General features: G+C 38.3%; 24 protein-coding genes, 16 tRNA genes and 3 pseudogenes. 40 read left to right on the top strand and 3 right to left on the bottom strand.

What is annotated here, in order from left to right:
• Positions 1 to 399: 399 nt before the first annotated feature.
• Positions 400 to 570, bottom strand: coding sequence for a hypothetical protein (locus tag OWR28_RS08870; protein WP_332386299.1), 171 nt, complete (start codon positions 568 to 570; stop codon positions 400 to 402).
• Positions 571 to 853: 283 nt separating this feature from the next.
• Between OWR28_RS08870 and OWR28_RS08865 the strand changes: the two are divergent.
• The 3 genes and pseudogenes from OWR28_RS08865 (at position 854) to OWR28_RS08855 (ending at position 3,177) form a co-directional block, all read left to right on the top strand.
• Positions 854 to 1,094: pseudogene (locus tag OWR28_RS08865) on the top strand (DUF3871 family protein).
• A gap of 247 nt (positions 1,095 to 1,341) precedes the next feature.
• Positions 1,342 to 1,905, top strand: coding sequence for a hypothetical protein (locus OWR28_RS08860; RefSeq protein WP_332386298.1), 564 nt, complete (start codon positions 1,342 to 1,344; stop codon positions 1,903 to 1,905).
• Positions 1,906 to 2,127: 222 nt separating this feature from the next.
• Entirely contained in the window at positions 2,128 to 3,177 is a 1,050-nt protein-coding gene (locus OWR28_RS08855; RefSeq protein ID WP_332386297.1) for an MBL fold metallo-hydrolase, read from the top strand.
• 164 nt (positions 3,178 to 3,341) lie between these two features.
• On the opposite strand, the gene OWR28_RS08850 is transcribed toward OWR28_RS08855, so the two are convergent.
• Positions 3,342 to 4,181 carry a DUF4822 domain-containing protein gene (locus tag OWR28_RS08850; protein WP_332386296.1) on the bottom strand — a complete coding sequence of 280 codons (840 nt, stop codon included), beginning with the start codon at positions 4,179 to 4,181 and terminating at the stop codon, positions 3,342 to 3,344.
• Positions 4,182 to 4,435: 254 nt separating this feature from the next.
• Here OWR28_RS08850 and OWR28_RS08845 point away from each other — a divergent pair, with 254 nt between their 5' ends.
• The 11 genes from OWR28_RS08845 to OWR28_RS08795 all read left to right on the top strand — a co-directional run bounded on the left by OWR28_RS08845 (position 4,436) and on the right by OWR28_RS08795 (position 11,950).
• On the top strand, positions 4,436 to 5,134 hold the full coding sequence (locus tag OWR28_RS08845; protein WP_332386295.1) for a DUF434 domain-containing protein: 699 nt from the start codon (positions 4,436 to 4,438) through the stop codon (positions 5,132 to 5,134).
• Between the two features lie 16 nt (positions 5,135 to 5,150).
• Positions 5,151 to 5,801 carry a tRNase toxin domain-containing protein gene (locus OWR28_RS08840; protein ID WP_332386294.1) on the top strand — a complete coding sequence of 217 codons (651 nt, stop codon included), beginning with the start codon at positions 5,151 to 5,153 and terminating at the stop codon, positions 5,799 to 5,801.
• A 200-nt stretch (positions 5,802 to 6,001) separates the two neighbouring features.
• Complete coding sequence (locus OWR28_RS08835) at positions 6,002 to 7,366, top strand: SDR family oxidoreductase (protein WP_332386293.1); 1,365 nt, start codon at positions 6,002 to 6,004, stop codon at positions 7,364 to 7,366.
• Between the two features lie 9 nt (positions 7,367 to 7,375).
• Positions 7,376 to 7,447, top strand: a tRNA-OTHER gene (locus OWR28_RS08830).
• Between the two features lie 7 nt (positions 7,448 to 7,454).
• Positions 7,455 to 7,526: transfer RNA gene (locus tag OWR28_RS08825), tRNA-Gly, on the top strand.
• A 3-nt stretch (positions 7,527 to 7,529) separates the two neighbouring features.
• Positions 7,530 to 7,603 (top strand) — tRNA-Asp (locus OWR28_RS08820).
• A 193-nt stretch (positions 7,604 to 7,796) separates the two neighbouring features.
• On the top strand, positions 7,797 to 8,318 hold the full coding sequence (locus OWR28_RS08815; protein WP_332386292.1) for a hypothetical protein: 522 nt from the start codon (positions 7,797 to 7,799) through the stop codon (positions 8,316 to 8,318).
• A complete protein-coding gene (locus tag OWR28_RS08810) occupies positions 8,305 to 10,236 on the top strand; it encodes a hypothetical protein (protein ID WP_332386291.1) in 1,932 nt (643 codons plus the stop codon). Before OWR28_RS08815 ends, OWR28_RS08810 begins: the two co-directional genes overlap by 14 nt.
• 5 nt (positions 10,237 to 10,241) lie before the next feature.
• Positions 10,242 to 10,310, top strand: a tRNA-OTHER gene (locus OWR28_RS08805).
• Positions 10,311 to 10,383: 73 nt separating this feature from the next.
• Positions 10,384 to 11,157: a Sir2 family NAD-dependent protein deacetylase gene (locus tag OWR28_RS08800; RefSeq protein ID WP_332386362.1), complete on the top strand. Its 774-nt coding sequence runs from the start codon at positions 10,384 to 10,386 to the stop codon at positions 11,155 to 11,157.
• A gap of 7 nt (positions 11,158 to 11,164) precedes the next feature.
• A complete protein-coding gene (locus OWR28_RS08795) occupies positions 11,165 to 11,950 on the top strand; it encodes a TatD family hydrolase (RefSeq protein ID WP_332386290.1) in 786 nt (261 codons plus the stop codon).
• Positions 11,951 to 12,076: 126 nt separating this feature from the next.
• Here the strand turns inward: OWR28_RS08795 and deoD are convergent.
• Positions 12,077 to 12,786: pseudogene (deoD, locus tag OWR28_RS08790) on the bottom strand (purine-nucleoside phosphorylase).
• Between the two features lie 262 nt (positions 12,787 to 13,048).
• Between deoD and OWR28_RS08785 the strand changes: the two are divergent.
• From OWR28_RS08785 to OWR28_RS08655, 26 genes and pseudogenes are all read left to right on the top strand, one after another.
• Entirely contained in the window at positions 13,049 to 13,441 is a 393-nt protein-coding gene (locus tag OWR28_RS08785; protein WP_332386289.1) for a VOC family protein, read from the top strand.
• 226 nt (positions 13,442 to 13,667) lie between these two features.
• A pseudogene (locus OWR28_RS08780) lies at positions 13,668 to 14,325 on the top strand (conflict system bpX4 domain-containing protein).
• Positions 14,312 to 14,893, top strand: coding sequence for a DUF4919 domain-containing protein (locus tag OWR28_RS08775; protein ID WP_332386288.1), 582 nt, complete (start codon positions 14,312 to 14,314; stop codon positions 14,891 to 14,893). Before OWR28_RS08780 ends, OWR28_RS08775 begins: the two are co-directional and overlap by 14 nt.
• A complete protein-coding gene (locus OWR28_RS08770; protein ID WP_332386287.1) occupies positions 14,878 to 16,038 on the top strand; it encodes an AAA family ATPase in 1,161 nt (386 codons plus the stop codon). Before OWR28_RS08775 ends, OWR28_RS08770 begins: the two co-directional genes overlap by 16 nt.
• On the top strand, positions 16,011 to 16,265 hold the full coding sequence (locus OWR28_RS08765) for a hypothetical protein (RefSeq protein ID WP_332386286.1): 255 nt from the start codon (positions 16,011 to 16,013) through the stop codon (positions 16,263 to 16,265). The genes OWR28_RS08770 and OWR28_RS08765 overlap by 28 nt, the downstream gene beginning before the upstream one ends.
• Before the next feature lie 139 nt (positions 16,266 to 16,404).
• Positions 16,405 to 16,752 carry a hypothetical protein gene (locus tag OWR28_RS08755; protein ID WP_332386285.1) on the top strand — a complete coding sequence of 116 codons (348 nt, stop codon included), beginning with the start codon at positions 16,405 to 16,407 and terminating at the stop codon, positions 16,750 to 16,752.
• Positions 16,743 to 17,261 (top strand): hypothetical protein, encoded by a 519-nt coding sequence (locus OWR28_RS08750; protein WP_332386284.1) that lies wholly within the window; start codon positions 16,743 to 16,745, stop codon positions 17,259 to 17,261. The genes OWR28_RS08755 and OWR28_RS08750 overlap by 10 nt, the downstream gene beginning before the upstream one ends.
• On the top strand, positions 17,224 to 19,119 hold the full coding sequence (locus OWR28_RS08745) for a hypothetical protein (RefSeq protein WP_332386283.1): 1,896 nt from the start codon (positions 17,224 to 17,226) through the stop codon (positions 19,117 to 19,119). Before OWR28_RS08750 ends, OWR28_RS08745 begins: the two co-directional genes overlap by 38 nt.
• Positions 19,109 to 20,803: an APC family permease gene (locus OWR28_RS08740; protein ID WP_332386282.1), complete on the top strand. Its 1,695-nt coding sequence runs from the start codon at positions 19,109 to 19,111 to the stop codon at positions 20,801 to 20,803. The genes OWR28_RS08745 and OWR28_RS08740 overlap by 11 nt, the downstream gene beginning before the upstream one ends.
• A complete protein-coding gene (locus tag OWR28_RS08735) occupies positions 20,796 to 21,815 on the top strand; it encodes a hypothetical protein (RefSeq protein ID WP_332386281.1) in 1,020 nt (339 codons plus the stop codon). The genes OWR28_RS08740 and OWR28_RS08735 overlap by 8 nt, the downstream gene beginning before the upstream one ends.
• Before the next feature lie 264 nt (positions 21,816 to 22,079).
• Positions 22,080 to 22,208: a penicillin-binding protein gene (locus tag OWR28_RS08730; RefSeq protein WP_332386280.1), complete on the top strand. Its 129-nt coding sequence runs from the start codon at positions 22,080 to 22,082 to the stop codon at positions 22,206 to 22,208.
• A 576-nt stretch (positions 22,209 to 22,784) separates the two neighbouring features.
• Positions 22,785 to 22,852: transfer RNA gene (locus OWR28_RS08725), tRNA-His, on the top strand.
• Positions 22,853 to 22,860: 8 nt separating this feature from the next.
• Positions 22,861 to 22,934 (top strand) — tRNA-Lys (locus tag OWR28_RS08720).
• Positions 22,935 to 22,942: 8 nt separating this feature from the next.
• Positions 22,943 to 23,019: transfer RNA gene (locus OWR28_RS08715), tRNA-Arg, on the top strand.
• Positions 23,020 to 23,080: 61 nt separating this feature from the next.
• Positions 23,081 to 23,152: transfer RNA gene (locus OWR28_RS08710), tRNA-Pro, on the top strand.
• Positions 23,153 to 23,158: 6 nt separating this feature from the next.
• Positions 23,159 to 23,233: transfer RNA gene (locus tag OWR28_RS08705), tRNA-Glu, on the top strand.
• 2 nt (positions 23,234 to 23,235) lie between these two features.
• A tRNA-Ile gene (locus OWR28_RS08700) sits at positions 23,236 to 23,309 on the top strand.
• A gap of 4 nt (positions 23,310 to 23,313) precedes the next feature.
• Positions 23,314 to 23,385: transfer RNA gene (locus OWR28_RS08695), tRNA-Asn, on the top strand.
• 218 nt (positions 23,386 to 23,603) lie between these two features.
• Positions 23,604 to 23,685, top strand: a tRNA-Cys gene (locus OWR28_RS08690).
• 207 nt (positions 23,686 to 23,892) lie between these two features.
• Positions 23,893 to 23,979: transfer RNA gene (locus OWR28_RS08685), tRNA-Tyr, on the top strand.
• Between the two features lie 78 nt (positions 23,980 to 24,057).
• A tRNA-Glu gene (locus OWR28_RS08680) sits at positions 24,058 to 24,129 on the top strand.
• Positions 24,130 to 24,492: 363 nt separating this feature from the next.
• Positions 24,493 to 24,568 (top strand) — tRNA-Leu (locus OWR28_RS08675).
• Between the two features lie 68 nt (positions 24,569 to 24,636).
• Positions 24,637 to 24,708, top strand: a tRNA-Gln gene (locus OWR28_RS08670).
• Positions 24,709 to 24,881: 173 nt separating this feature from the next.
• On the top strand, positions 24,882 to 25,367 hold the full coding sequence (locus OWR28_RS08665; protein WP_332386279.1) for a ribonuclease H-like YkuK family protein: 486 nt from the start codon (positions 24,882 to 24,884) through the stop codon (positions 25,365 to 25,367).
• A 59-nt stretch (positions 25,368 to 25,426) separates the two neighbouring features.
• The gene (locus OWR28_RS08660; protein WP_332386278.1) at positions 25,427 to 25,798 is read left to right on the top strand and encodes a cyclic-phosphate processing receiver domain-containing protein; all 372 of its coding nucleotides are present in this window, start codon (positions 25,427 to 25,429) and stop codon (positions 25,796 to 25,798) included.
• The gene (locus OWR28_RS08655) at positions 25,798 to 26,361 is read left to right on the top strand and encodes a DinB family protein (RefSeq protein ID WP_332386277.1); all 564 of its coding nucleotides are present in this window, start codon (positions 25,798 to 25,800) and stop codon (positions 26,359 to 26,361) included. The genes OWR28_RS08660 and OWR28_RS08655 overlap by 1 nt, the downstream gene beginning before the upstream one ends.
• Positions 26,362 to 26,366 lie beyond the last annotated feature (5 nt).

The raw sequence follows: 26,366 nt of genomic DNA, 5'->3' as shown, positions 1-26,366 counted from the left end.
GAAAATCTTTGATTTTCTTCTGACTTTTCTGTGGTATCATTTTAAACTTACTTAAGCACATTCAAGTGTTTTGTGGCTTTGTAAAGTTTAAACCACTTTAATAATAAATTTTTCAAAACTATTGAAAATAACATTCTTCTGGGGGCATAAAATATTGTATTTCATATGCATGAAAATGTGTACACATTAAACTGGTTTTTGAATATTTTAAAAGCCACTGAAGAATATCCTCCGAATGAATGTAATTGAATAAAAATTTCATAGTTATTGTTTTTTAAGCATGACTTTGACTGATTCATAAAATCCGGCAAATTTAACATTTTTTAACACACCTGTCCGAATATGGCATTGATTTAATACAAAAATATTGCTTTGAAGCGACAGAACCTGTCGTGTTATTTAAAGCATCCCCATTTTATAATAATCCTTACCCATATATTCATCAGATGCTGCAATAATAATAAAGACTTCGATTGTCTGCTTACGGAAAAGCGTAAATTCCTTTAAATCACTCTCAATACCGCTCAGAAATACCCGTAGGCCCTTCGGAAGTGCCTCCAGCCCGTTCAATAAGTGTCTGGAGGGACTTCATGAACGGGCTCCACCCCTTCATGAAGGGGCTGTACCCCCTTGGGTAAGGGGTAAAGGGGGTTGCATAAGGGGGTACCGGGGCTTGTATAATGGGTAGAGACCGTTACCAAAGAGGGTAGAGACTGTTGCTGTACTGCCTGGAGGGGGTAAAGAAGGAGGTAGGGGAGGAAAACGTGGCTTTATTCAATAAATGGACACACTAAGACACATTAAGCCTGCTCTAAAAGTAGCAGGCTTAAAGCTGAAAAACAGAAACTAAAATATTCCTCAGCTAACTTTCAATGATAGTCAGTTCAATACAATAGCTAAAGACTACTATGAAGATGAGAGCTTTTGTAAGGCTGATGATGGAGAGATTAACCTATGGAATGTATAATCTCTTTACACAAGCTAATAAGAGTAGTTATATAGATACTTTCCTTGACAGAAATCTGAATGCTTTTGAATTTACTAAAGGTATTCAGAAAACGCTCAGTGATAATCTAATTATCATTGGTTTTTGAGTTGGGATCTCAGATCAATAGTGATATTTGTAGACAATGTTATCTCCGATACTTACACTACAACGACAGAAAAAACATATACGATTTCATAGTTTTAGTTTAAGTATATCTTATTTTCAATTGGGTACAAAAGAGTCATGGCATTACTATGACTCTTTTATATTATTTACTTTTTTAGTATCTTGAACAGATGCAAGACGATGTAAGAAAAGATTTTTTGCCATTAACATCTGAAACATGGTGGTTCATGACCTGGATAACCAGGACTTTTGGCGGGCTTTTATTGTTGGTGGCATTTCTGCTGGTATTGGGATTACCCGTTATGATCAGTGATAAACTGGCCATATTTAGTATTGTAGCAATGGTATATTATCCGGCTCTTGCTTTCGGTTTATACCGTTTCTTTAGGTATCAGAAGAGACTCAGAAAGAAAGTGATCCGAAAGATAAGGGTTGATAATCAGGGGATTCATTACGAAAGAGCCGATGGGACGATAGATCAAATTCTTTATCATGATCTGGAAAAATATAACCTTCCCGATGTATATGATGTAAGTTTCAGCCCAAGAAACAAGATGTATGTATTGAATGTGAAGCACAAAGGCTCTTCAGCAGACGTAGATTTTGACGGAACAGATGCCGGTTACTGCTATTATTTCGGAAACTTAAAAGCTTTACGAAGAAGATATATTCAGGGAATTGTCCGTTTCCGGCCAGATGTACGCATAAATCCTATGATTTATGAAGTTTATTATATCAATCCTGCTGATTTTACTTTCGATAAAAAAAGTACCGTACAGAATTGGCACTGACTTTTGTTGTCATGACAATAGGCTGCATAGTGTTAGGAGTAATTATGCTTGGACTGGTTAAGTGGATTTTTTAAGAATAGAAAATTAAAATTTCCACAGCCTCTTCATTTTATTTTCACATCTCAGAATCTTATGCTTATATTTATTTTATAGAAAGGTTTCTCAGCCAATAAGATAAAAGAGCATTGCTTTAGAAACGGGGCTGGATTTAAAATAAAATACATGAAAAATTTAAAAAAGCAGCTCGGGCAGTTCCCTGATGAAAAAAGAAAAGAATATTTCAATACACTTCCCAATTATCTCAATGGCAGATTTCAGAATATATTACCGACACCTGCTCTGTTAGAAGGTGAAAGTATGACCAAAGTACTTTTTCATACTTTATGCAAAGTAGAAAATACTTCACCCAAAACGGCACTTCCGTTTGTGGCAACTGATCTGAAAAACCTCCAGTCCGAAGAAAATGTATTGGTTTGGTTCGGGCACAGTTCCTATTTCATACAGGTGGATGGGAAGAAATTTCTGATCGATCCTGTGTTCAGCGGAAATGCTTCCCCGATGCCGGGTTCCATAAAAGCTTTTCAGGGAGCCGATTATTATAAACCGGAACATATGCCGGAGATCGATTTCCTGCTTATCTCCCATGATCACTGGGATCATCTGGATTATAAGACTGTTCAGGAATTAAAAGATAAAGTGGGTAAAGTCATCTGTGGGTTGGGAACCGGCCAGCATTTTGAATACTGGGGCTGGAGTTTTGATAAAATCATCGAGAAAAACTGGTGGGAAAGCATAGACATTGCTGAAGGTTTCAGGATCACTCTTACTCCTGCAAGACATTTTTCCGGAAGATTACTGAACCGTAATATCTCACTCTGGACATCTTTCGTTTTAAAAACCCCGTCAAAAACTCTGTTTTTAGGAGGTGACAGCGGTTATGGAAATCATTTTACAGAAATCGGAAACAAATATGGCCCGTTTGATCTGGCCGTCATGGAAAACGGCCAGTATAATGAAAAGTGGCCCTATATTCATACTTTGCCGGATCAATTGATAACAGAAATAAAGGAACTGAAAGCCAGAAATTTCATTCCTGTACACAATTCCAAATTCAAGCTGGCACAGCATACATGGTATGAGCCTTTGGAGCTGGCATCAAAGCATGCAGAAGAAAATAATATCCCGATAACACTCCCGATGATCGGGGAAAAAGTAAATCTCGATCAGTTAGGATCAGCAAGCTGGAAAAAATGGTGGGAACAATACATATAGTGAAATAAGCAGAAGCTATATAAATTTTCACATCGGTTATTTATAACCATTTAACTTACTGAACTAAAACTAAAGTGTTTTAAATAAAGGTTTGTGGTTTTGTAAATTTAATATAAAAACCTGCCCATCACTGAGCAGGTTCTTCCTTATTATAAAAATAATCACTACAAAGGCTCCTTATGGTTTACCTTCGTATGGATGATGTCGTAAAATACAGACGGGTTGGTGGCATCAGGAGTAATTCTGTAAGTGAACGTAGTTTCGTTCAGGACCAGGATATCCACAACACGGGTAAAAGTAGGCGTAGTAAGTGTTCTCTTTTTTCCGTCCGGAGAAATAGACCATGTTCCTTCAGATCTTACTACATCGTTTAATCCGAAAATTCTGAAAGTTCCGTTGGCCTTGAAGTAAGAGTATCCTACATAACCTGCAACACTGGCGTCACTTAAAGCAACATTATTTCCGCTCTTATCCTTAGCTCCGGTGGTCTCCCATGGAGTGGAAGCAAGGGTAAGCTGTCCGTTAGCAGGTTCAGCATGGGAGGTTCTTGTATGGATAATGTCATAATACAGAGAAGGATCACTCGAGTTAGGATGGATTCTGTAAGTAAACTCATTTCTGTTCAAAACAAGAATTTCAACATCACGGGTGAAAATAGTGGTTCCGTCCGGGTTTAATGCTGCAATAGTCCTTGTTTTTCCCTGCGCATCCACAGACCATGTTCCCATCGATCTCAGCACGTCAGTCAGATTATAAATAGCAAACTTCCCGCCTGCCCTGAAGTAAGCAAAGCCTACATATCCGGCTACGCTGGCATCAGTAAGGGCTACATTGTTTCCATTCTTATCTTTTGCTCCGGTAGTTTCCCATGGAGTAGAAGACAGAACCTGTGAGGGGGTCTGCTGTTCAATACTTATTTCATGATCATCGCCTGAACATGAAACGAAAGATGCTGTTAGCAATACAGCTGCAGACAGGTAACATAATTTTTTCAGTGTATTCATAAGGGAATTTTTAAGTCTTTGCAAACTTATCCCTAATACATATCAATGCATTGTACAAAATATCTCTTTTGTTGTAGAAAACATAACAAATGCCCAATTAGAATGAGAAATAATAGCATTGGCAAACTTCTCTATCAAAGGTTTCCAATTCCCCTCCTTTGGAGGGGTGGCGAAAATTCAAAGAATTTTTGACGGGGTGGTTGAATATTCCCGGATAAAAAATATTTCTTAGCATAAAAACTCTATTTTTGAGTATGAATAACAGAAACCGCGGGAAAAATACAGGGGATGATACCCTGTTCGGTTCAGAGAAACAGATCAGCAAGCTTAAACTGGCGGTTGAAGACATGCTGTATCTGCTGACCAGAGACTATCCGGAAAAAGCAGCAGCTGAACTGGTCGGAAACAGGTACAGACTTAAAACCCGGCAGATACAGGCTCTACGGGGTGCATCCGCTTCTGCTGCACAGCTTCAAAACAGACAGCTGAAACATGTAGATGCTTCAATGTTACAAGGTAAGACCATATACCTGGACGGTTTCAATGTTTTGATTTTGCTGGAAAGTCTGCTTTCCGAAGCCTATATTTTTGAAGGACTGGACGGCTGTTTCCGTGATCTTTCCGGAGTTCATGGAACCTATAAAAGAGTAAACCAAACGCTGAGAGCCGTGGAATTGGTAGCCTCTTTTTACCGGCAAAATCAAATTGAGAAACTGGTATGGATCTTTGACAAACCTGTTTCCAACAGCGGACGGATTAAACAGATTGTCCTTGATTTTGCAGAACAGCAACATCTTAATTGGGAATCGGATCTGCAATATAATCCGGATAAAATTCTGGCAGAAAGTGCAGAAATCATTATTTCCTCCGACGCATGGATTCTGGATCATTGCAAAGCATGGTTTAACCTGATCGGTTATCTGATCAAAGAAGAAAACTCTCTGTTAATCTGATCAAAATGATGTAAATATGAATCTGTTTGAACCCTATATTTCCCTCTTTTCTGAAACATGGAAAAGTAGATACAAAGCCATTTTAGAAAGAGAGCATCTGGAAAATCTGGAAGAAAATATCTTTAAGTTTAAGAAGAATAATCTGGAACAGGATGTACCTTATTTTAACGAAGAAATAATAATCAACCGGGAAGAAAGTTTCGGAAAACTGATTACCATTCTTGAAAGCAACAATTCGGATGAGGTGAAAACAAAACTTCTGGAAGCAATTCCGTTTGAACATTGGCTGAATGTTTTAGGGCAGAGAGTAACCTCTGCAAGCATCCGCGATGAAAACGCTATTCCACCTTTGAAAACCATGCTGATCAATGCCTGTGAAGAGCCTTTCAATAGTGAAATTACCATTGCACAGAGGGCCTGGGAAAAACATATCGGAAGAATGGATGATAACTTCTGGGGAGAAATCAAAGGGAACAATCAGCAGAAGCAGGAAAAAGTAATGGCAAAAATCCATGAAATTCTTGAAAATAAAACCTGGTGGAACGTTTTCTTCCATTACAAGCATCAACTGGTTTTTGAAGTCCGGGAAAAACAGGGCCACGGAATCCGCTGGAGCCACGGAGGGACAAAGCTGATCGGCTTTCTGGAAAAATTTATCAACGAATAAACACAAATCTCTGTGGCATCTGTGAAATTCGTGGGAAAATAAAACTCTCGCAGATTTTGCAGATTCTTTTAAACAATAGCTGCATTTCCTTAGTCGTTGCCTTTAATGGAAGATTTACCTTTCCACTTTTTTATCTTTTTTTAACTACGTAAAAACATTGCGCACTGAGCTTCTAGTTTTGCAGACATAAAACAGAAGCTATGAATCCATCAGATCAAAAATTTTCAAATGAAGAATGGGAAACCTGCCTCAAAGTTTTGAATGCTTTGAAGGAAAACCCTTTCCTGAATCCTGATAATCAAACATTTTCAGGACTGATCACCAAAATTCATAAAAGTGCCAAAAAACAAAGCCGTCATGAGAATTACTCAGAAATGAAGTCCCATGACCTGGCGGTAAATTCCAATTCAGTGTTGATGCAGAAAGCATTGGCAGGGGTTTCTGCTTTTTATGATGATGAAAAGGAAGAAGTGAAATTTACAAAACTTCAGATTCCCAAAAACTGCTACTGCTGTAACCAGAGCTATCAGTATGCACACTCTTTCTATTCCAGATTATGTCCTGCCTGTGCTGAAGAAAACTATGAAAAGCGTTTTGAAACGGCAGATCTTACCGGCAGAAATGTAATCCTTACAGGAGGAAGGGTGAAAGTAGGTTTTGCCACCGCATTGAAGGTTTTAAGAAGCGGGGCCAATCTGGTTTTAACAACCCGTTTTCCGGCACTGGCGATGGAGCTTATGCAGCAGGAAGCAGACTATGACAACTGGAAAGACAGATTGTGGATATACGGTTTGGATCTGAGAAATCTAAAGGCAATTCAGGATTTTATCAACTTTTATCAATTCAATTTTGATACGCTGGATATCCTGATCAATAATGCTGCGCAGACCATAAAATATCCTGATGAATATTACCTTCCGATCATAAAGCGTGAGAAAGAAAAACTGGTGGAATTTAAAAATATTCATACCCTGATCCCGAATCAGACGGAAATTTCAAGTGAAACTACAAAACTGGAGTATGCTCATAACGAAGAAACCCAGGTGGCACTCACCCGTTTTGGACAGCCTGTGGATAACAGAGAAAAAACGAGCTGGAATTCTACGCTGGAAGAAGTTTCATTGTATGAGCTGGTAGAGGTGAATCTCATCAATCATATTGCGCCTTATTTTCTGATCAAAGAACTGAAACCATTGATGAAAAGCTCAGCGTTTAAAGAAAAATTCATCATCAATGTGACCTCATCAGAAGGAATTTTCAGCTACGGAAATAAAACCATTTTCCACCCGCATACCAATATGACAAAAGCAGCGCTGAATATGATGACCCTGACGTCTGCAAAAGAATTTGAGAATGATCAGATCTATATGAGTGCCGTAGACGTGGGATGGATTTCTACAGGAGCAAAAGAAAGCCTCAGAAAGAAACAGTTTGAGATGGGATACATCCCGCCACTGGATTCTGTGGATGGTGCAGCGAGAATTCTGCATCCTGTGATGGAAGGAATAAAAGGAAATTACTTCAGTGGAGTTTTATTGAAAAATTATAAAGTTCATACCTGGTAAAATCCATACGGAGATAATAGTAATAATGGAAAAATACATTTTGCTAAAATGAGTTGCAGGTTCGATTCCTGCTTATCTCCCAACCAGAGAAACGGTAGTTCAAAGGAAGAACACTGACCTTCCACGTCAGAGGCTGCAGGTTCGAATCCTGTCCGTTTCACAGGAGTACATAGTTCAACAGTGAAGAATGCGTCCCTGTCACGGACGAGGCTGCAGGTTCGAGTCCTGCTGTACTCCCAATTTAAATAATGGAGATAATAGTTTAACCGGAAAAATAATTCCTGCACAGAATAGTTGCGTGTTCGAATCACGCTTATCTCCCTAACTGGAAAGTCAGAGTGGTAGTTTAAGACGGAAAAACATATCCACGAAGGATAGGTTGCCGGTTCGATCCCGGTCTCTTTGGCTTTCATTTTAAAATATTAATACCATGCTTAAAGATTTATTGATTTTTTTGAACATCATTGACGAAGTAAAAGTTCCGGTGCCTATGCAGTGGAAGGAAAGAAAACCGGTTGAAAGAACTACAAGGCCAAGAATCCCTAAAACAGAACTGGTTAGAAAAACAGAAGTAATTCCGTTGGAAATTAAACAGGAATCTCTTGAGGATACACTTGTAACCCAAAATGAAAATATACCGGAATACTTTTCAACAGCAAGAGAAAGAAAAAGCAACAGAAATTATCTGAACAGAATCAACGATCTGGCACAATATACAAAAGGGTATAAAGAATACTGTCTGGAAAAAACAAGTAATCAGCACATGCTGAAAGCAGAGGATTATCATATTTATGCTAAAAGCGGCACTACAGAAACATTTCTGATTGCAAAAGATGCTTTTATAACCCATAATGAACATAAAATGCTGCGGATAGAAAGCAATTGCTTTGTAAAGTATATCCAGCAGGAATACAACCCAATAACCCAAATGATTGAAAATGCATACGACTGATACCATACGACGATATAAAATATTCTCCGAAGAAGACTGGGCGAATATTGTTTTTGATGAATATGCTTTGATAGAGGTATATGCTAAAAATATGACCTTTCATTGCACCGAAATATCAGGAAGCCTGCTTTTGCGTGGCGAAGGCTGCCGGTTTCCGGATCTGAAGTACATCAAAGGAAGTCTTTCTATTGATGCTCCGAACTGTGAAATTCCGCTGCTGGAAACGGTGGAAGGACATTTTAAAATGCATTGCCGTACCCAGCTGGACCAGCTTAAAAAAGTAAGCGGTCATTTTAAGTGTATCATCAACTGTACCTTTAAAAATCTAGAAATAATTGGGGGATATGTTTCTGTAAAAAATACTAAGGTATACGCCAGGAACGGTCAGCTGCTGAAGACAAGAGTGGTTATTCCTGTTCAGGACCAGTTCCAGGCTGATGCACTTCTGAAAGACGGTATTTTTGATATCAATATCCATGGAGACAATATTATGATTCCTCACCGGGAAATCCGCGGTAAGATCAATGTTGTGGGTAAAAATATTTCATTCCCCAATCTGGAATTTATTCAGGGTACCCTTAGAATCAGGTGTGACGGGGCATCCGGACACAGGTTTACTCATCATTTTCCTGAGCTGAAAAAGCTGATTGGTAATCTGAGGCTGGACAATACAAGAGTTTTATTCCCGAACCTTCAGGAAACCAGCGGAAATATCAATCTGCAAAATGGCTCTTATGCTAACTTTCAGGCGCTTGAGAAATGCGGAAACGTGGCTGTCAACGGAGGAAGCGGAGTGGCATTTCCGGTGCTGACAGATATTAACGGGAGCTATCAATATTATGGTTCTGAAATCTGCTACCTGCATGCACTTCAATATGTGAAAGGAAGTTTCAATGCGTTTAAAACCATTGCTCCTAATATTGCTGAGATAGGAGATTTGATTATCCATGAAAACGGAGATTTCGGACATCTTCAGAAAATTAACGGGCAAATTCAGATCCCTTATCATGCGGATGTTCGTATAGATTTTAAATCATTGGAATATCTGGGAGAATGGGGCGATTCAAAACAGCAGGAGCTTCAGTTTCCGGCTTTGGGTTGTGTCAACAATTATTTGTATGGTACCTATGAGGGTTTTGAGCAGATCGCAAAGAATATTTATTTTAAAATTAATGACAATATCTATCTTACAAAAGATCAGTTCATTGTCTCAAGGTTACCTTTCCATTTTATTTTACAGGAAAAAGGTCATCCTTTGAGAAAGCTGATTGCGATTTTAAAATTACGGCACAGCAGTTTTCAGAATTTTGAAACCCGTGAATATGAAAGACAGTGGGAAAATTTTGATACTCCGTTTTTTACACAGATTTTAAATAAAATTAAAAGCCTGTGGGATGAAGTGGAACCGATGAAGTTTGAAGAATTCTTTAATGAAGAAAACCGGAACTTTAAACTTTTCTGCTTCAGCTATTATGGAGTTGGGAATCTGATGGAAAAACTGGAGGCCCAAAAAATCAATGAAAAAGAAATTGAAGTTGATTATGTAGAATACGACAAAAACGGAAACCAGAAACTGATCCGAAAGGTCAACCGTTATGAAGTACATGAAGTTGAAAACCGTAAACTGGGAGTCTTCATATGGAGAAGCAGAGCAGAATATTCTTATGCTGTGAAATGCTGGTGTCCATCTACAAAAAAAGAACATTGGCTGTGGATAGAGCAGGAATATAAAAATGATGCTTTGACAGCTATTGCCTCTACCTTCAGAATACACAGTAACCTCATACCCCATATAAAATGTTTAAAAAGACAGGGAGATTTGCTGATCTGCGAATTGAAGGAAAAAATGGCTCCAACAGGAGAAGTAAGACCTTTGACCGCTTCAGAGTACTTTAATCTCCTGAGAGCAGAATCATAAAACAGGAAACAGTAGTTTAACTGGAAAAACCTTCCACTCAAGGAAAGTCGTCGGTTCAAACCCGACCTGTTTCTATTTTTTTACATTAAAAATCATGAAAGAATTAGAATCAATTTTACATAGCATAATCAAAGAGAAAAAGGATATATTACTTTCCTCACCGGAGCCGGAATCTCTGCGGAAAGCGGACTTCCAACATACCGTTCTATTGATGGAATTTGGATCAAAGGAACCAAATATCACCGTCCGGAAGAATTCGGAACATTAAAATATTTCAGACAGGAAACAGAAGAAGTCTGGCAGTACAATCTTTTCTGGAAAAAACTTATTGCTGAAGCTCAACCCAATGAGGGACATCTTGCGCTGGCGGAAATTGAAAATCTTTTGGGCGACAGATTTAAATTAATTACCCAGAATGTAGACGGTCTCCATCAAAGAGCAGGAACCCAAAAGGTTTATGAAATCCACGGAAATAAACAGAAAGTACGCTGCTCAAAAGAATGCAGTGAGCCTATTGACTTCCCGGAAAATGTAAAGCAGAAAGAGTATACGGAAGACCTTAAACCAGAAGATATTGACGGTTTGAAATGTAAAAAATGCGGAAGCTGGCTAAGACCTCATACTTTATGGTTTGATGAGTCTTATAATGAAAAATATTACTACTTTGATACGGCTTATGATATTGCTGATCATACCGATATTTTGTTTGTTATCGGAACTTCAGGATCTACTGCATTGCCTGTCAGTATTGTAGAAACTGTAAAAATCAGAGCCAGGTGGATTGTCCTTGTCAACCCTGAAAGTGATACCTATTTCGATCATATCCTGAAAGGAAGCAAAACACTTTATTCAATTCGGGAAAGCAGTACATCAGCATTGCCGGAGTTAAAAACAATAATTAAGGAAATAATAAAAATGTAAAAAACAAATGAACACTTATATTGATATTGGCATTAATCTGACCAATAAACAGTTCTATAATGAACACGATGAAATTATCAACCGTGCTTTAGATCACGGTGTGGAATATATGATTCTTACGGGAACCAGCGTAAGGGGAAGCAAAGAATCTGCAGAAATTGCACAAGAATATCCGGAAATTCTGTTTTCAACAGCAGGAATTCATCCTCATGATGCCAAATCATTTAACGGAGAAAGTATTGGGGAACTCAGGAAGTTATTGAAACAGGATCATGTGGTTTCAGTAGGAGAGTGCGGACTGGATTTTGACCGGGATTTCTCGCCGAGACCTGTACAGGAAAAATGTTATAAAGCCCAGCTGGAGCTTGCGGTAGAAGTTGATAAACCACTTTTTCTTCATGAAAGATCTGCATTTAAAAGATTTAATGAAATAACAGATGAATATCTTTCCCGGCTACCGGAAGCGGTTGTACACTGCTTTACCGGAACATTGAACGAAGCAAAAACCTATCTTGATAAAGGATTTTATTTAGGATTCACCGGAGCTATCAGCGATGACAGAAGATTCAAACATTTGGAAGAAGTAATACAATACGTACCTCTGGACAGAATCATGATTGAAACAGATGCCCCTTTCATGCTTCCGAAAAATGTGACCAGAATGCAGAACAGGCGAAATGAGCCTTCATTCTTACCTTATGTGGCACAAACAATTGCCCATCTGAAGAAGATCAGCATTTCCGAAGTGGCTGACGAAACTACAGAAACAGCCAGGAATTTTTTCAGATTATAAAAAGAGCTCTACTGATGAAGTAAAGCTCTTTTTTGTAAAATTGCGAAACCGCAAAAAGGCTAAAATATTGTAGAGTAAAAAAACAAATTGCAAATTCGTTTTTTCGCCGTTTTGCTCCTACGCCTTTTATAAACTCTTAACTGCTGATTCCAAAGCCAGTTCCATCATTGGATTCAAAGCTTTTTCTCTCTCGTCAGCAGAAATTTTTTCGTGCGTTGGGATAATGTCAGTTACTGTAAGAATAGTCGCTGCATTTTTTCCTAAATGCTGCGCATTGGCAAATAAACCAAAAGCTTCCATTTCTACTGCAGGACAGTTATATTTTGTAGCAATTTCCGGAGTAGCAGGATCTTTTCTGTAGAAAATATCACTGCTGTGGATGTTGATTGCTTTAGCATTTAAGTCTAATTCTTTAGCCGTATCATTAATGGTATTGAAAATATTTCCCTGGTGAGAAAGGATTTCATCTTCAATTCCCCATGCATATTTGGCGTAGGTACTTTCACTGGCCGCTTTATCAATATTTAAAATATCAAAAAGTTTAAGATCGGTATTGTATGCACCACAAGTCCCGATTCTGATGATGGTGTCTACCTCATACTCTGTAAAAGCTCAAAAGAGTAGATTCCGATACTTGGAAAGCCCATTCCACTCGCTCCTACAGTAATTTCTTTACCTTTATAAAGGCCTGTATAATAAAAGATACCTCTGGTCTTGCTTACCAGTCTGGCATTTTCCAGATAATTTTCAGCAATATACTGTGCACGAAGCGGATCCCCCGGCTGCAATACTACTTTGGCAATTTCTCCTTTTTTTGCACTGATGTGAATACTCATAATGTTATTTTGAATGGGGCAAATATAATAACTTTTAGATTGTTTCAGTCATTGCAGGAATGTAAACAATGAAGCGGCTTGTCATGATCAGAATGCATAAGATGTTATCCATAAGTGCTTTAAATAAGATGATATGAGAAGTCCTTTACATTTTTCAAAACGTAATCCGGTAAATACAGAACAATAAAATAATAATAAAGAGCAGGTATCATGAAAACGGGCTGGCTACATTTGTGGCTGTCAAACAGTAAATATTTAAAATATGAAAATTGAACATATTGCGATTTGGGTGAAAGATCTTGAAAGATCGAGAACATTTTACCAGAAATATTTCGGAGCGGTTTCCAATGAGAAATACCACAATCCGGTTAAAAATTTTCAGTCGTATTTTCTCAGCTTTGATAACGGATGCCGTCTTGAAATCATGACCAGGCCGGACATCAGAGAAAGCGGAAACTCTTACGAATCCCAGCAGTACGGAATCATCCATCTTGCATTCTCTGTGGATAAGAAACAAAAAGTAGATGAACTTACAGAAATACTGAGAAAGGACGGCTATACAGTTGCCGGAGAACCCCGCACCACCGGAGACGGCTATTATGAAAGTGTCATCCTTGATCCGGAAAACAATATTATCGAAATCGTATCACAGTAAACCATAGCGAGGATGCAATTTTTATAGTAAAGAATACATAATGTCAAACCTTATAGGTTTTTAAAACCTATAAGGTTTAATTTTAACACATACTTTTGCTGAAAATCCTTGATTTTCTTGTGCCTTTGCGTTTTCCAACCTTATCACCGGCATAAAGAATCCATATTTAACACGAATCTTTCCCACAAAAATTTTATTCTCAACGAAATAATTTTATTTTTGTTAGATCATGGAAACCCAGTCACCGTTTTTAGACACGATCTTTTTGCTTCGTAAGGAAGAATGCATTACTCTTTTTCAGACTTACAGCAAATCTCCCCCAGGAAGAGGCGGAAGCAGGAGATTATTTTGAAACAGAATTCGAAAAAGAACGGCTTGAATTTTTATCTGACCGGCTTACCTGCAACAAAGAAGCTGCCGTTTGGGCCGCCAAAGTTCTCTATCACAGTGCACAGCTTTATCTCATCAGGGAAAATACAGAAAAAAATATTGAAAAACTTATTCCCGGATTCAATGGAAAAAGGGATATTTCTTCCATCTTATCTGCAGATTTATCGCTGAGGTTTTTACCACAGGTGATTATTGCATTAAATACAGTTGATCCTGAAGATCCTTTGATTGCTATGCTGGAAAATATTCTGACGGAATTTCACTATTCCGGAATAGGGTATGACCTTGATCTTAAAAATGTAAACTGGAAGGAAGAACTGACAGACAATACTTACAGAAAACTATACCTGGAAAGAATTGTTGAAAAAAGAGATTATAAACTGGCCGAAATTCCGTTTATCAATAAACTGCTAACAGCCGAATTCGGAATGCACAAAGATGTATTCTGGCGAGAACTAAAAACTATAACCGAAGACAACAATGAAAACGTATGAGAAAGTATTTGAATTTTTAACAGACCCGACAAAGGAAACATTCCTGAAGTGCCGTGAGCTGGTAATCAGTGATCCGGAATATGATCCTTATTCCGAAGACCTTGAAAACATACAGGATTTGCTCAATGAAGGAAAATTTGAAGAAGTTGCGCAATACGTCAATGTCAATATTCTGCTGAGCCCGAGAGCACATATTTATAAATATTTTGCCTATAAGGAATTGGGTGATGAAAAAGGCAGGAATATTGAAATGACAATAACGCAGATTATTTTTGAATGCCTTGAAAAGACAGGAGACGGAACCAAAGATTCCCCCTATATTATCACAAGAATTTCTGATGAAAGGGATCTGATCAGGCATCACCTCAATAAGCAGGATATATCACAAAGTCTGGTAAAGGACGGAGATAAGATTATGGATGCACTCACGCTGGATGATGGCACACAGCTGCACTTCGATATCAGGATACCTTACCAGAGACTTGCTTTTTCATTCAGTAAAAGGAATGAACAGGCGGAAAATAAAGCAGAAGAGAAACCACAGAAGAAAAAGTGGTGGAAATTTTAATTTTTAAACCAATGAATCAGAATATCAATCAACTCAATACAGTCCTCAACTACGTTAAAGATACTTTTGTAGGCAAAAATGATGTCGTGGATCTGCTGGGGATCTGCCTTTTGGCAAGAGAAAATGCTTTTCTGTACGGACCTCCGGGGACTGCAAAATCGGCTATCGTCAGAACCCTTGCGAAAACAGTGAAAGACGGGAAAAATTTTGAATATTTATTAACCCGCTTTACAGAACCGAACGAGATTTTCGGACCTTTTGATATCAGAAAACTGAAAGAGGGAGAACTTTTGACCAATACGGAAGGAATGATGCCTGAAGCTTCCATGGTTTTTCTGGATGAGATTTTCAATGCAAACTCCGCTATTCTGAATTCCCTCCTGATGGCACTCAATGAAAAAATCTTTAAAAGAGGAAAAGAAACCAAACACTTACCCGCACTGATGTTTGTAGGGGCAAGTAACGTTCTTCCGGAAGATGAAGCGCTGAATGCATTGTTTGACCGTTTTCTGGTGAGAATTAATGTCGATTACGTTAATCCTGAACTTTTACAGCAGGTTCTTCTGGCCGGAAGAAAGCTGGAAAACGAAGAAGAAACGGAAATCCCTGAAATTCATGCTGATGAAATCAGGCAGCTCCAGAATCTGTGCAGGACCATAGATCTTAAGCCGATTTATGAAGTGTATCTGAATACGATTATGACCCTTAGGAATACGGGAATTGCTATTTCAGACCGTAGGGCTGTCAAGCTTCAGAACCTCATTGCAGCAAGTGCCCTGATCTGCGGAAGAAAAGAAGCCGTGCTTTCCGATCTGTGGGTATTAAAGCATATCTGGGATACAGAAGAACAGATTGAAATTCTGGAAGGAATCATCAACAGGACGATTGAAAAAGATGATCATCCGGATTCCCATCCACAGGCAATGCAGAACAAAACACCCAATCCCGAAGAAGTTATGAAAGACGTAAAAATCCTGGTGGAAAAATGGAATGGCGGAATGCTGAGCTTTGAGGAACAGAACGTAATAAAAGATAAACTGAGATACCTGCAGACCCGTTGTGACTGGATCAGAAACCAGGAACAGAAGCAGTATATACAGCAAGAAATTGAAAGCTTATGGCAGAAGATTCTTCAAAGCGTTTAAAAGAATTCTGGGCAGAACTTCCCCGTGCTGATGAAGATTTTCTGGGCTCAATCAGAGACTGGAAAAATGTTCAGATTGCTGTGGATGAAGATATCATCTGGCTCAAAGGCTTTACTGATGAACAGGCCGAAGCTCCGGAAATACAGCAATTACCGGATTTTATCCTGTATGAGCTCCGGGATGGTCTTTTATTCAGGAAAGAAGCTTTGGTTCCCAGCAAAAAATAAGGACAGCATTACTCTGGGCACCTATAGATAAAGCATTACAGCTTACTTTACCTCCTTCCAACCAAAACTATTTTGGAATTCAGGAACAGGTTCAGGTAAGATTAAAGAAAGCAATGAAGAGCAACCGGTAATCGCTTTGTTGAGTAATATATCCGATATCAGGGAAAATATCATTGCATTACCAAAATTTAAGCTTGAAAAAATAAAATGGACGGTGCTGGAGGATAAAGCTCTGTTTGTGGGAACTCCGTTGTTGAGCTTTCCCGGAAAAACCTATTGGACCAAAGACAGGCATCTGCTGCCGGCAGGTCTGGATTTTGAATTTAAAAACCTAAGCACACTGTTACATCAAAAATATAATAATGAGCCGGAAGGATGGCTGCTGTGGGATGAAAACGGAAATTACCTTTCAATAAAGGATGCTGATTTCCGTACTTTATCCGTAAGCTCATTCCGTCTCACAGAAAAATCAAGAGCATGGAATTAAAGGCTTATTTCCAGTCCTATGAAAATTACTTTTGGGAATGGAAAACGGATGAAGATGTTCCCGGTGATTCCGGTTATCATGAAAACAACCTCCTCTCCATTCCCGGAGTAGGAGCCATTGCTTACAGACCTTATGTCATGGAGATTCTGAAAGAGCTTCAGCCACAGGGCTGGCCTCCGTTCGGGGCATTGCTGATGGTTCTGTATGCGATGCAGGACGGATATGCAGATTTCGCAGGACCTTTAAGACGTACAGCAGAGTTTTACAGCGGTGAAGACTTTGAGTTCAATGTGGAAAAGCCAATTGAATTCCTTGAAAAAATACATTCTCTTCCCAAAGTTTATAAACAGAAACAGAACAGAATTGTATTGTTGCAGACTTTATTCAGTAATGGTCATAACAGGGTGGCTTCTCTGTTGGCAGATGTTAATTTAAAAATCTATTATAAAAGACCGCAGGAGCTTTCCATCAGTGCAGAAAAACAAGAGGCAGCCCTCAGTTCTGAATAAAGATCTGAGTGCTTTGAATCTGAATGAAAAATTTCCTACAGTACAGTCTATCATTGATGCCATGAAAGGCCTGATTGATGAACCGGAACTGGATGATGAAGTGCTGGAAGAAGAAACAACAGCAGATACAGATAAAGACTTTATCAAAGAATTAATTGAAGAACCCAAAACATTTCAGGTAGGAAGCCTGATCAAAAGAATATGGAGCGGACTGAAAATCCCGATGCGTCATCTTTCTCCCGGAGAACAGTCTGTCGGAGGTATTTCTGATATGACCAATAAAGGGGATTTTCACAGAATGCTTCTTTCCGAATTTGCCAACGAAGATGACGTCTTCATGAACCGTGTAGCGAATAATGAGGCACTCTATATTCAAAGGGAAATCCCGCCTGAAGAAAATATTTTTGAAAGAATTATCCTGATCGATACTTCCCTCAAAAACTGGGGGACACCAAAGGTATTGGCTTTTGCCTCTGCCATTGCCGTGATCAAACACCCGAAAGCCCATTCCGAGTGTAAAGTTTTTACCTTGGGACAGGCAGCGGTTCCCGTTGCGCTTAATAAAGTGGAAGATGTTGTGGAAAGCCTTAACCAGGTGAGTTCCGTGCTGGAAGTTTCAGCTGCGCTGGAGGCGTTTTTTAATGAAAATCATTCAGAAAAGGATATTGAAGTGTTTTTCATTACCCATCAGGACAACATGGAAGACGAAAAAATGCAGCGGGTGATCCATCAGAACAGAGACAGACTGAAGTTTCTGGTGACCACAACCTCAGATGGTGAGATTAATTTTTACAAACACCACAAAGGAGCAAGAAAGCATATTCAGAAAATAAAACTTCCATTGCAGGAGCTGTGGGCCAATCCGCCGCAACAAAAACAAAGTGTTAATACTTCTAACGGAAAGAAAACAGACCTTCCGCAAAACTATCCGATCCTGTTCCCGACCCCCGTTAATAAGATCGCTGAGTTCCTGTATGAAGGAGAATTTTTCATTCTGAGCTCAAAAAAACAATTGCTGAAGACTTATCTTTCTGATAACTATTATGACAGACACTCTTACGATTATTATAAAACACATCATGGCTGTGAAGTGCTGTTTGATAAGATTTCCATAAAACCGAGAGGACAGTTTGCTCTGGCAAAAAACAGACAGCAGCATTTTATTCTGTGCCAGTATCAGTATGATAAGAGATTGATATCAAAGCTTAATCTTAATACCGGAGAATATTCCGAACAGAATCTTACAGGGATGAACATTCCGATGTTTTATAAACTGATTTATTTTGGACGAAATTTTTATCTGCATAAACCGGATAATTCAACCCATTACAAGATCAATATCGATGGGAATATCTCTGTGGAGACTATCACTTCAAAAGAGAAGGAACTGGAAAAAAATACAGTAAAAGCAGAAGCAGAAGTTGCAAAACTAAAAGGAAGCGGGTTGCGGATTATCAATAATTTCAATAAGATCGGGATCAATCAGTACGGAAATCTGGTTATTTCCGGTAATGAATTGTACAGTGCTTCTGAAAATACGCTGGGTTTTTCCAAAAATAAATATGATTTTCAAATTTTTGCCGAGCAGGACAAAAATAAATTTACATTTCCCGATGGAAGTGAAATGATTACAGATTCCCGCGGGATGCTGACCTTCCGAAGCAGTAACAAGAGCATTGAGGAATTTTTTATTCCCTCTACACTTGGCGGTTTCCTGTCGCTGGCGACCTATACGGAATTTGGAGGATCAGAATATTATCTTCCGGAGCATGCGCTGCTGAAGGTAAGAACAATGGATGATATGTGTGACAGGTTTTTGAAACCATTTATAGAACAGATTCTGGATTATGGAGCTTAGAATAAAACCTTTCCCGAAAAATAACTATCCTAAAAAAGGACTTCTGATCAGAGGCGCTTCACCGGTGGTATGGCTGCAGGAAATGGAAATATTGAATATCGGTTTAAATCAGGTAAGATCATTCGCTATTCCGGCCAACAGTCCCAATGTGCTGTATGGCTGTTTTCTTATTTTTAATGACTATGCTCCACAGGAAATAGGAAGGAACGCTTATTTTCAATGTGTTGATGACAGACTTTTCATTCCTGAAAACACTACTTTTTATCCTAAGATCAATCCGGAAGACTGGGTACAGCTAGATTCACGTTTCCTGATTATGCATCCTGAATTCGGATTGGTAAAGCTTTCGGAAGAAATAGACTGGATCTCAATGATTCAGCAGCCCGGATCCATTAATAAAAGTGTCAGAAGACCTTTGAACGGGGTTTCGATTCCTCAAAAAATAGAAAGCTATACGGTTGAAATGGATGACGAGAAAGTGATGGAAACTTTGCAGCCCAAACAAACCGAAGAAGAATGGATGAACAACCTGCCTTTTGACCTTAAAAAAGTAATGGCCGGGAATAAAAAAGAAATAGAAAAGTATTTACAATATATTGAAAAATATCCCGAGCGGGCAGTAGAATTAGGTATTCCCCTTGACATTATGGGAACTTCCAGAGGAGATGGCTTCGGGAAATTTACCTGGCTGGAAGGATTGTTTGGAGGATCCAATGGAAGAAAGGAAAGTGCGGGAACAAGAAATTTTCGCAGAGTGTTCTGGGCAGTCATTATTGCGGCTATTGTACTAAGGATTGCTTTGCCTTCAGATAAAAAAAGCAAAGAACAGCAGGAAACCGGGCCTTCTTCAGGAACAATTGTGAACAATGCGGTAAAAGCGCCTTCTGATATGATTGCTTTTCAGTCGGGAACTTCGGAAATTGACCTTAAGATCGATTCAATGTATCATCAGGAGAGAAAAGGGTTATCAAAAGAACTGATCAATGCCGGTATCATAGAATCCAAAACAAAAAAAGACAAAGAAAACTATAAAAAAGCCGGTGGCAGAGAAGTAGGCGAAATAGGAAAAGATATTGAAAAGCTTGTTAACAAAGAAAAGCAAAGCAGGGATTCTCTAAAAACCATTTATACCCAAAAAATTACAAAACATCTTGAACAGAAAACGGAAAAGCTCAAACGTAAAATCTCAGATTCCCTGAAGCAGTATACCAAAGGAAAACCGGTAAATGGTGATGTCGTAAAATATCTCCTGAAAAAGAAGAAGGCTTTGATGGCAGATTCTCTGGGAAAACTTTATGGAACCCTGGATATTGTGGATCCCTCTTCGGCCTCAATTGACAAATCGAAAGTAAAAGGGATAGGAACAGAGGGAACTCCGATGGAGGAAAAAGCTCCCGTTTCAGATATTTTATATATGATAATCCTGATGATTGCCGGAGTAGGACTGTATTTATTCCTGTTTAAAAATAAATCCCTCAATGTCGGTGGAGATAATGTACCTGTCTGGGTGAAATTTATTCTCATTACAATTCTTGTAGCAATGCTGGTATACCTGTTTTATCCATTGGTAGAAATGTTTGGGTACAACTGGTTTGTTTGGGTGCTGGTAATCGGAGTGATGCTGATCCTTTACCGCCTTTTCAGAGAAGATAAGACTATTTTAAAATCTGATGACGATGAATAAACAGAAATTTATAGACAAATTCATGGCAGCATTCGTACTGCTGGCGATGTTTAAGGTTATCGGGATTGTTGCACAGCTGTTCCATGAAAGTTTCTGGAGTGTGGTGGGAACATTAGGTATTTTCTTAATTGTAGCTTTCATCATTCTTCTTGTCATTACCTCTTTAAAAGATAAAGAACAAAATAAGAGAAATGCAGCAGGAAGAAAAGGAAGTGGAGGCAGCTTTTATCTCGAAAACTCACTTTTTGACAGAATCCGAAGCAAATACGAAGAACTTGCCGAGAAATACATCGCTGAAAATGATTATAAAAAAGCAGCAAAGGTGTATATGAATCTTCTGCAGGATAATTACAGAGGGGCGAAAACATTGGAAAACGGAGGATTTTACAACGAAGCAGCCGTGGTATATCTTAAAAAACTGCATAATAAATCCGATGCTGCAGCTTGTTATGAAAAGGCCAGGCAATACAAAAAAGCAATCGACCTTTACAAAGAAATGGAGCAGAAAGAAAAAGTAGGAGATCTCTATAAAGAAATCAACGATCTTAAAAATGCCCATTATTACTATCAGATCGTAGCAGATGACTATACAGGAAATAATCAAATGGTGAAAGCTTCTTTGGTATACCGCAACAAAATGGAAAAACCTGAGGAAGCACGGAAAGTACTGCTGAAAGGATGGGAAGAGGACAAAGATGCATTCAACTGTCTGAATAACTATTTTGCCAATATTGTTGATATGAAAAGACTGGAATCTGAAATACAGCATCTGTATGAAAGGGCGCCGGCTCACAAAAAAATTACGTATCTGGATGCCATGAAATATGAATTCAAAAAAGATCCGAAGCTCCATACGGTCACAAGAAATATAGCTTATGAAATCATTGCAGAAAAAGTAGCGACCCGCTCTGAAATTATCAATGAACTGAAATATTTCAACCCGGACGATCAGGTAATTCTTAAGGACATTTCAAGATTCAAGACCGGAAGAAATAAAATGTTCAGAAATTAAATATTCAAAGATTGAAGAATTTATATTTAAAAACGCTTCTGCTTCATCAAATCAATTTTTATTCCTACATGAGATTCTTCCTCGTCAGCGACAATGGTGTAACATTATATAGTCGTCATAAAAAAAGTATTAAATTTTATCGCAGATCAAATCCTTGCGCCCTAAAAGCTCCATTTTTTGCGCTTTTGCGTATATAAAAACCTTCCGGTAATTGTGAATATTATAAAATAATATAAAAAAGATTTATCTTTGCGCCAGAAAATTATGACAATACAAAGAGCACATATCAATGCAGAACTATGCGGAAGTCCTTCTAACAAAGGATTATTCGGGTATGATGAGGTGATATGGAATGAGGCGAAATGTGCTGACTTTGGAAATTATTTACTGTAAACTTGTAAAAAATTAATCAAAATACGACAGAAACGCCTCGAAAAATCGAGGCGTTTTTTGTTTTTTAGGTCAGAAATTATTTAGAATGAAAAAAATAACCATAAACATGAAAATTTTTTAATCAGCAATGAAACTTTAATACAATAAAATAGAGTGATAAGCAACCCGGTGAGAGACAGTCATTTAGGTAATTAAGAGATCTGCAAAAATATTGCGGACAGAAATTCTCTATTCTAAAACCTGAATATAAATATCTGATTATCAATAAATTAATTTGAAAATTTATTTGCGGATTTCAAAAATTCATATTTACTTTGCAACCGAAAATTGAAAGCAACAGGTTTTCAGGATTCAGTTAAAAATAATTTAGAAACAAACAAAAAATAAAATGAAACAATTACATAACATATTCAATCAATATTCAAGACTATTCGGACAGGAGCCGACAGGTGTTGCATGTATTCTTGAAAGTGGAATTGTGGATGAAAGGTGCTTATATACGTGGGTCAGCTAATGATCTCTTACGTCAGAATATATGAAGCGCCTCCCGAAAAGAGGCGCTTTTTTTATGGTTTCTTTAGCTTATTTGGTAAAGCGCCGGTCTGTGGAACCGGAGAACAGGGTTCGATCCCCGGAGATACCCAAAGTATACAATCTCATAGCTCAATTGGTTAGAGCACCGGTCTTTTAAACCGGGGGTTGAAAGTTCAAATCTTTCTGGGATTACAAAAAACGGTTCCGTAGCTCAACTGGAGAGAGCATGGGTTTTCTAAACCCAGGGTTAGAGGTTCGAATCCTCTCGGAATCACCAGGGTTCATGGAAATTTTCCATCCGGCTGTCTCCCGGAAAGAAACGGAAGTGAACCCCAAAGCTGGAAAGATAACGGTGGTTGTTTACCCGTCTTGGACGCGGGAGGTCGCAAGTTCGAATCTTGCTTTCCAGACAAATTGTTCCATTAGCATAGTGGTAAGTGCATTCGGCTTTCTACCGAACGACAAGGGTTCGATCCCCTTATGGAATACCAATGATTTCGTAGCTCAAATGGTTAGAGTATCGGTCTGATACACCGAAGGTTGAAGGTTCGAGTCCTTCCGGAATTACAATGATTTTGTAGCTCAATGGCAGAGCACCGGTCTGTTAAACCGGCAGTTGAAAGTTCGAGTCTTTCCAAAATCGCAGGTAACTAATTGTTAATTGTTTCAGGAGAAAAAGTAAAAGTTTGTCGAGAGCAGAAGATCTTTACGCCAAATACGAAAATACAGACAGGCTTTTCTTCTCTCCGGATGAGTTAAAAATTAAAAAATATCATTTATAAATTTTAGGTAAAAATAAAGTTTGTTGAGCGCAGAAGTTCTTATATCAAACAATTTTAGACAGACTTTATTTTTTAATCTGATGGTTCGCCGAAGTGGAAGAGTCGGGGCGGTCTGCAAAACCGTTGTGTACACTGAGTGGGTTTGAATCCCATAACCATCTCAATATAAAATTATAGGAGATAAAAGAATCTTTCATCAATGATCTTTTATCATCTATAACAGAATATCCTTTATTAATAAAAGAAAAAGGCTGTCGAGCGCAGAAGATCTTTAGTCAAACATTCAATATAAAGACAGGCCTTTTCTTTTTAAAAGGGAAAAAATGAGGAATTACTTGTTATTCATGATTAATTGCTCTTAAAAATCCGGAAGTACGCCGAAGTTGGAGAGTCGGGGCAGACTGTAAATCTGTTGCTTCATTGCTGAGTAGGTTCGAATCCTGCTACTTCCACCAACCACTGATAATGTAATGGCAGCATGCAGGAACTGTACTCTTGTTGTCCGGGTTCGATTCCTGGTTAGTGGGTTAAATGCTCTATTCGTCTAACGGTGAGGACGCCTGCCTTTCGAGCAGAAAACAAGGGTTCGATTCCCTTATAGAGTACTGGATGTGAATAGCTGGTCAATATTGAATGAATATAATACCATGAAAGTTCAGATTTTTTAAAAAATTGGCCAGTTACCATTCACACAAAAAATGAAGAAAAGAGAAAAGGACTGTCAAGAGCAGAAGATCTTTAGTCAATAAAAACAGACAGCCTTTTACTTTTTTAAAAAAGTACATTAGGAAATGAGAAAGGTTTGTCAGGCGCAGAAGATCTTTACAAACACTAACAGGCATTGTTTATAAAACAGACAGAGCTTTCTCAAACCTAAATATAATATGAGTAATTACCAATGAATAATGAGTAATTAAACAGCATAAGAAATTACTTATTACCGATTACTCATTACTCATAAAAACGCTGCGGGAATGGTGGAATGGCAGACACTCTTGACTTAGGATCAGGCTTTTGGGGGTTCGAATCCCTCTTTCCGTACCAAAAATATAAGCAATAAATAATGATAAAAAATTACTCATTACCCATTACTTATTGCTCATGAATTAATCTGATTCATAGTGTAATGGGCAGCACACAAGATTTTGATTCTTGGAGTTTAGGTTCGAGTCCTAATGAATCAACAATTTTACTCTGATAGTGTAATGGCAGCATCTCAGTCCAAAACTGATGGTATTGGTTCGGGTCTGGTTCGGAGTGCAAAAAATAGAAAGTAGAAACTAGAGTTCAAAACAGAACTGCTAGTGATCATTTATCAATTATCAACAATCATTTATGAATTAAAAATGTAGAAAAAATGGAAACGCAACAACAAACATGGCAGAATATGAGTGGAAAAATTTTCCAGCACTCTATCACACAGCTGGTAGAAGAAGCCATCATTCGCGAACAGGCTAACGGACACCGTCTGAAAGTATGTGTGGGATCAGACTCTCATGTATACGGAGAGGCCATCAGTTATGCTACGGCAGTAGTGTTTATTCGTGAGGGAAAAGGAGCGTTTACCTTTATCAGAAAAGAAAGGGAAATACAGAGTATCAGTATCAAGGAGCGAATGCTGAATGAGGTCAACAAATCCGTTGAAATTGCATACGCCATCTGCTCTGTGCTGGATGCTTATGGTGTGGAAATGGAGGTACACGCAGACATTAATACCGATCCGGATTTTAAATCCAATGTAGCACTGAAAGATGCCATGGGATATATTCTGGGCATGGGATATGTGTTTAAAGCAAAACCTTACGCTTTCGCAAGTTCCAATTGTGCTGATATGATGGTGTAATAAAGATTGAAGAGGGATGTCGGAAGCTGGAAGTGTAAAGAGTTTATAAAAATTAAACAATGGAAAAAACAAAAAGATTATTATTTCTGGATGATATAAGATATCCCATTGAGGCCTATCATTATACCAGACAGGATGTTTTCCTCAGAAACGACTGGCATATCGTTCGGAATTACGAGCAGTTTGTCAACAGGATTTTGGAAAAAGGACTTCCGGAGATGATCTCTTTTGACCATGACCTGGCTGATGAACATTATCTGAAACAGGATTCTCAGGAATTTACAGAAAAAACAGGATATGACTGTGCCAAATGGCTGATCGAATATTGTATGGATAATTACCTTGATCTGCCAGAATTTTATTGTCACTCCATGAATCCGGTAGGAAAAGAAAATATTTTAAACCTGCTGCAAAAATTTAAAGAATTGTAATGGACATTTTTAGACTTATCGAAGATATAAAAAGACATCTGAAACTAACATTTAATGAGGTAGACGGATGGTTTGAAAAAGATGGAGAAACTTTGGATCATCAGCCTTTAAACGGAGGCTGGAAGATTCAACAGATTTTAGAGCACATTTATCTTACGAACTTTTATCTGCTGATCCTTATAGAAAAAGGTTCAAAAAAAGCAATGAAGAATTCTTTACATCTTGACCTTGAATCTGAAATAAAAAACTACAGTTTCAATAAAGAAAAATTCGATAAAGTAGGAGAATATGGCGCTTTTGAATGGATAAGACCGGAACATATGGAACCGAAAGGAGAATTATGCTTGGGTGAAATAAGAAATTTAATCAACCAGCAATATCTGCAGTGTATGCATTATCTGGAAGTGATGAAAAATGGGGAAGGGCTTTTGTATAAAACTACCATGACAGTGAATGAACTGGGGAAAATCAATGTATATGAATATATTTATTTTCTGTCACTCCATGCCCAAAGACATGTTACCCAGATGAAGAAAAACGAATCAGAAACAATTAAAAACTAAAACAA

This window comes from Chryseobacterium sp. 1B4, assembly GCF_036631475.1.
Lineage (GTDB): Bacteria > Bacteroidota > Bacteroidia > Flavobacteriales > Weeksellaceae > Chryseobacterium.
This window is presented reverse-complemented; position numbering and strand designations above follow the sequence as displayed.

Coding starts and splice junctions, on each gene's coding strand:
- OWR28_RS08860 (WP_332386298.1), top strand. CDS start 1,342: ATGACCTGGATAACCAGGACTTTTGGCGGGCTTTTATTGTTGGTGGCA.
- OWR28_RS08855 (WP_332386297.1), top strand. CDS start 2,128: ATGAAAAATTTAAAAAAGCAGCTCGGGCAGTTCCCTGATGAAAAAAGA.
- OWR28_RS08850 (WP_332386296.1), bottom strand. CDS start 4,181: ATGAATACACTGAAAAAATTATGTTACCTGTCTGCAGCTGTATTGCTA.
- OWR28_RS08845 (WP_332386295.1), top strand. CDS start 4,436: ATGAATAACAGAAACCGCGGGAAAAATACAGGGGATGATACCCTGTTC.
- OWR28_RS08840 (WP_332386294.1), top strand. CDS start 5,151: ATGAATCTGTTTGAACCCTATATTTCCCTCTTTTCTGAAACATGGAAA.
- OWR28_RS08835 (WP_332386293.1), top strand. CDS start 6,002: ATGAATCCATCAGATCAAAAATTTTCAAATGAAGAATGGGAAACCTGC.
- OWR28_RS08815 (WP_332386292.1), top strand. CDS start 7,797: ATGCTTAAAGATTTATTGATTTTTTTGAACATCATTGACGAAGTAAAA.
- OWR28_RS08810 (WP_332386291.1), top strand. CDS start 8,305: ATGCATACGACTGATACCATACGACGATATAAAATATTCTCCGAAGAA.
- OWR28_RS08795 (WP_332386290.1), top strand. CDS start 11,165: ATGAACACTTATATTGATATTGGCATTAATCTGACCAATAAACAGTTC.
- OWR28_RS08785 (WP_332386289.1), top strand. CDS start 13,049: ATGAAAATTGAACATATTGCGATTTGGGTGAAAGATCTTGAAAGATCG.
- OWR28_RS08775 (WP_332386288.1), top strand. CDS start 14,312: ATGAAAACGTATGAGAAAGTATTTGAATTTTTAACAGACCCGACAAAG.
- OWR28_RS08765 (WP_332386286.1), top strand. CDS start 16,011: ATGGCAGAAGATTCTTCAAAGCGTTTAAAAGAATTCTGGGCAGAACTT.
- OWR28_RS08750 (WP_332386284.1), top strand. CDS start 16,743: ATGGAATTAAAGGCTTATTTCCAGTCCTATGAAAATTACTTTTGGGAA.
- OWR28_RS08740 (WP_332386282.1), top strand. CDS start 19,109: ATGGAGCTTAGAATAAAACCTTTCCCGAAAAATAACTATCCTAAAAAA.
- OWR28_RS08735 (WP_332386281.1), top strand. CDS start 20,796: ATGAATAAACAGAAATTTATAGACAAATTCATGGCAGCATTCGTACTG.
- OWR28_RS08730 (WP_332386280.1), top strand. CDS start 22,080: ATGACAATACAAAGAGCACATATCAATGCAGAACTATGCGGAAGTCCT.
- OWR28_RS08665 (WP_332386279.1), top strand. CDS start 24,882: ATGGAAACGCAACAACAAACATGGCAGAATATGAGTGGAAAAATTTTC.
- OWR28_RS08660 (WP_332386278.1), top strand. CDS start 25,427: ATGGAAAAAACAAAAAGATTATTATTTCTGGATGATATAAGATATCCC.
- OWR28_RS08655 (WP_332386277.1), top strand. CDS start 25,798: ATGGACATTTTTAGACTTATCGAAGATATAAAAAGACATCTGAAACTA.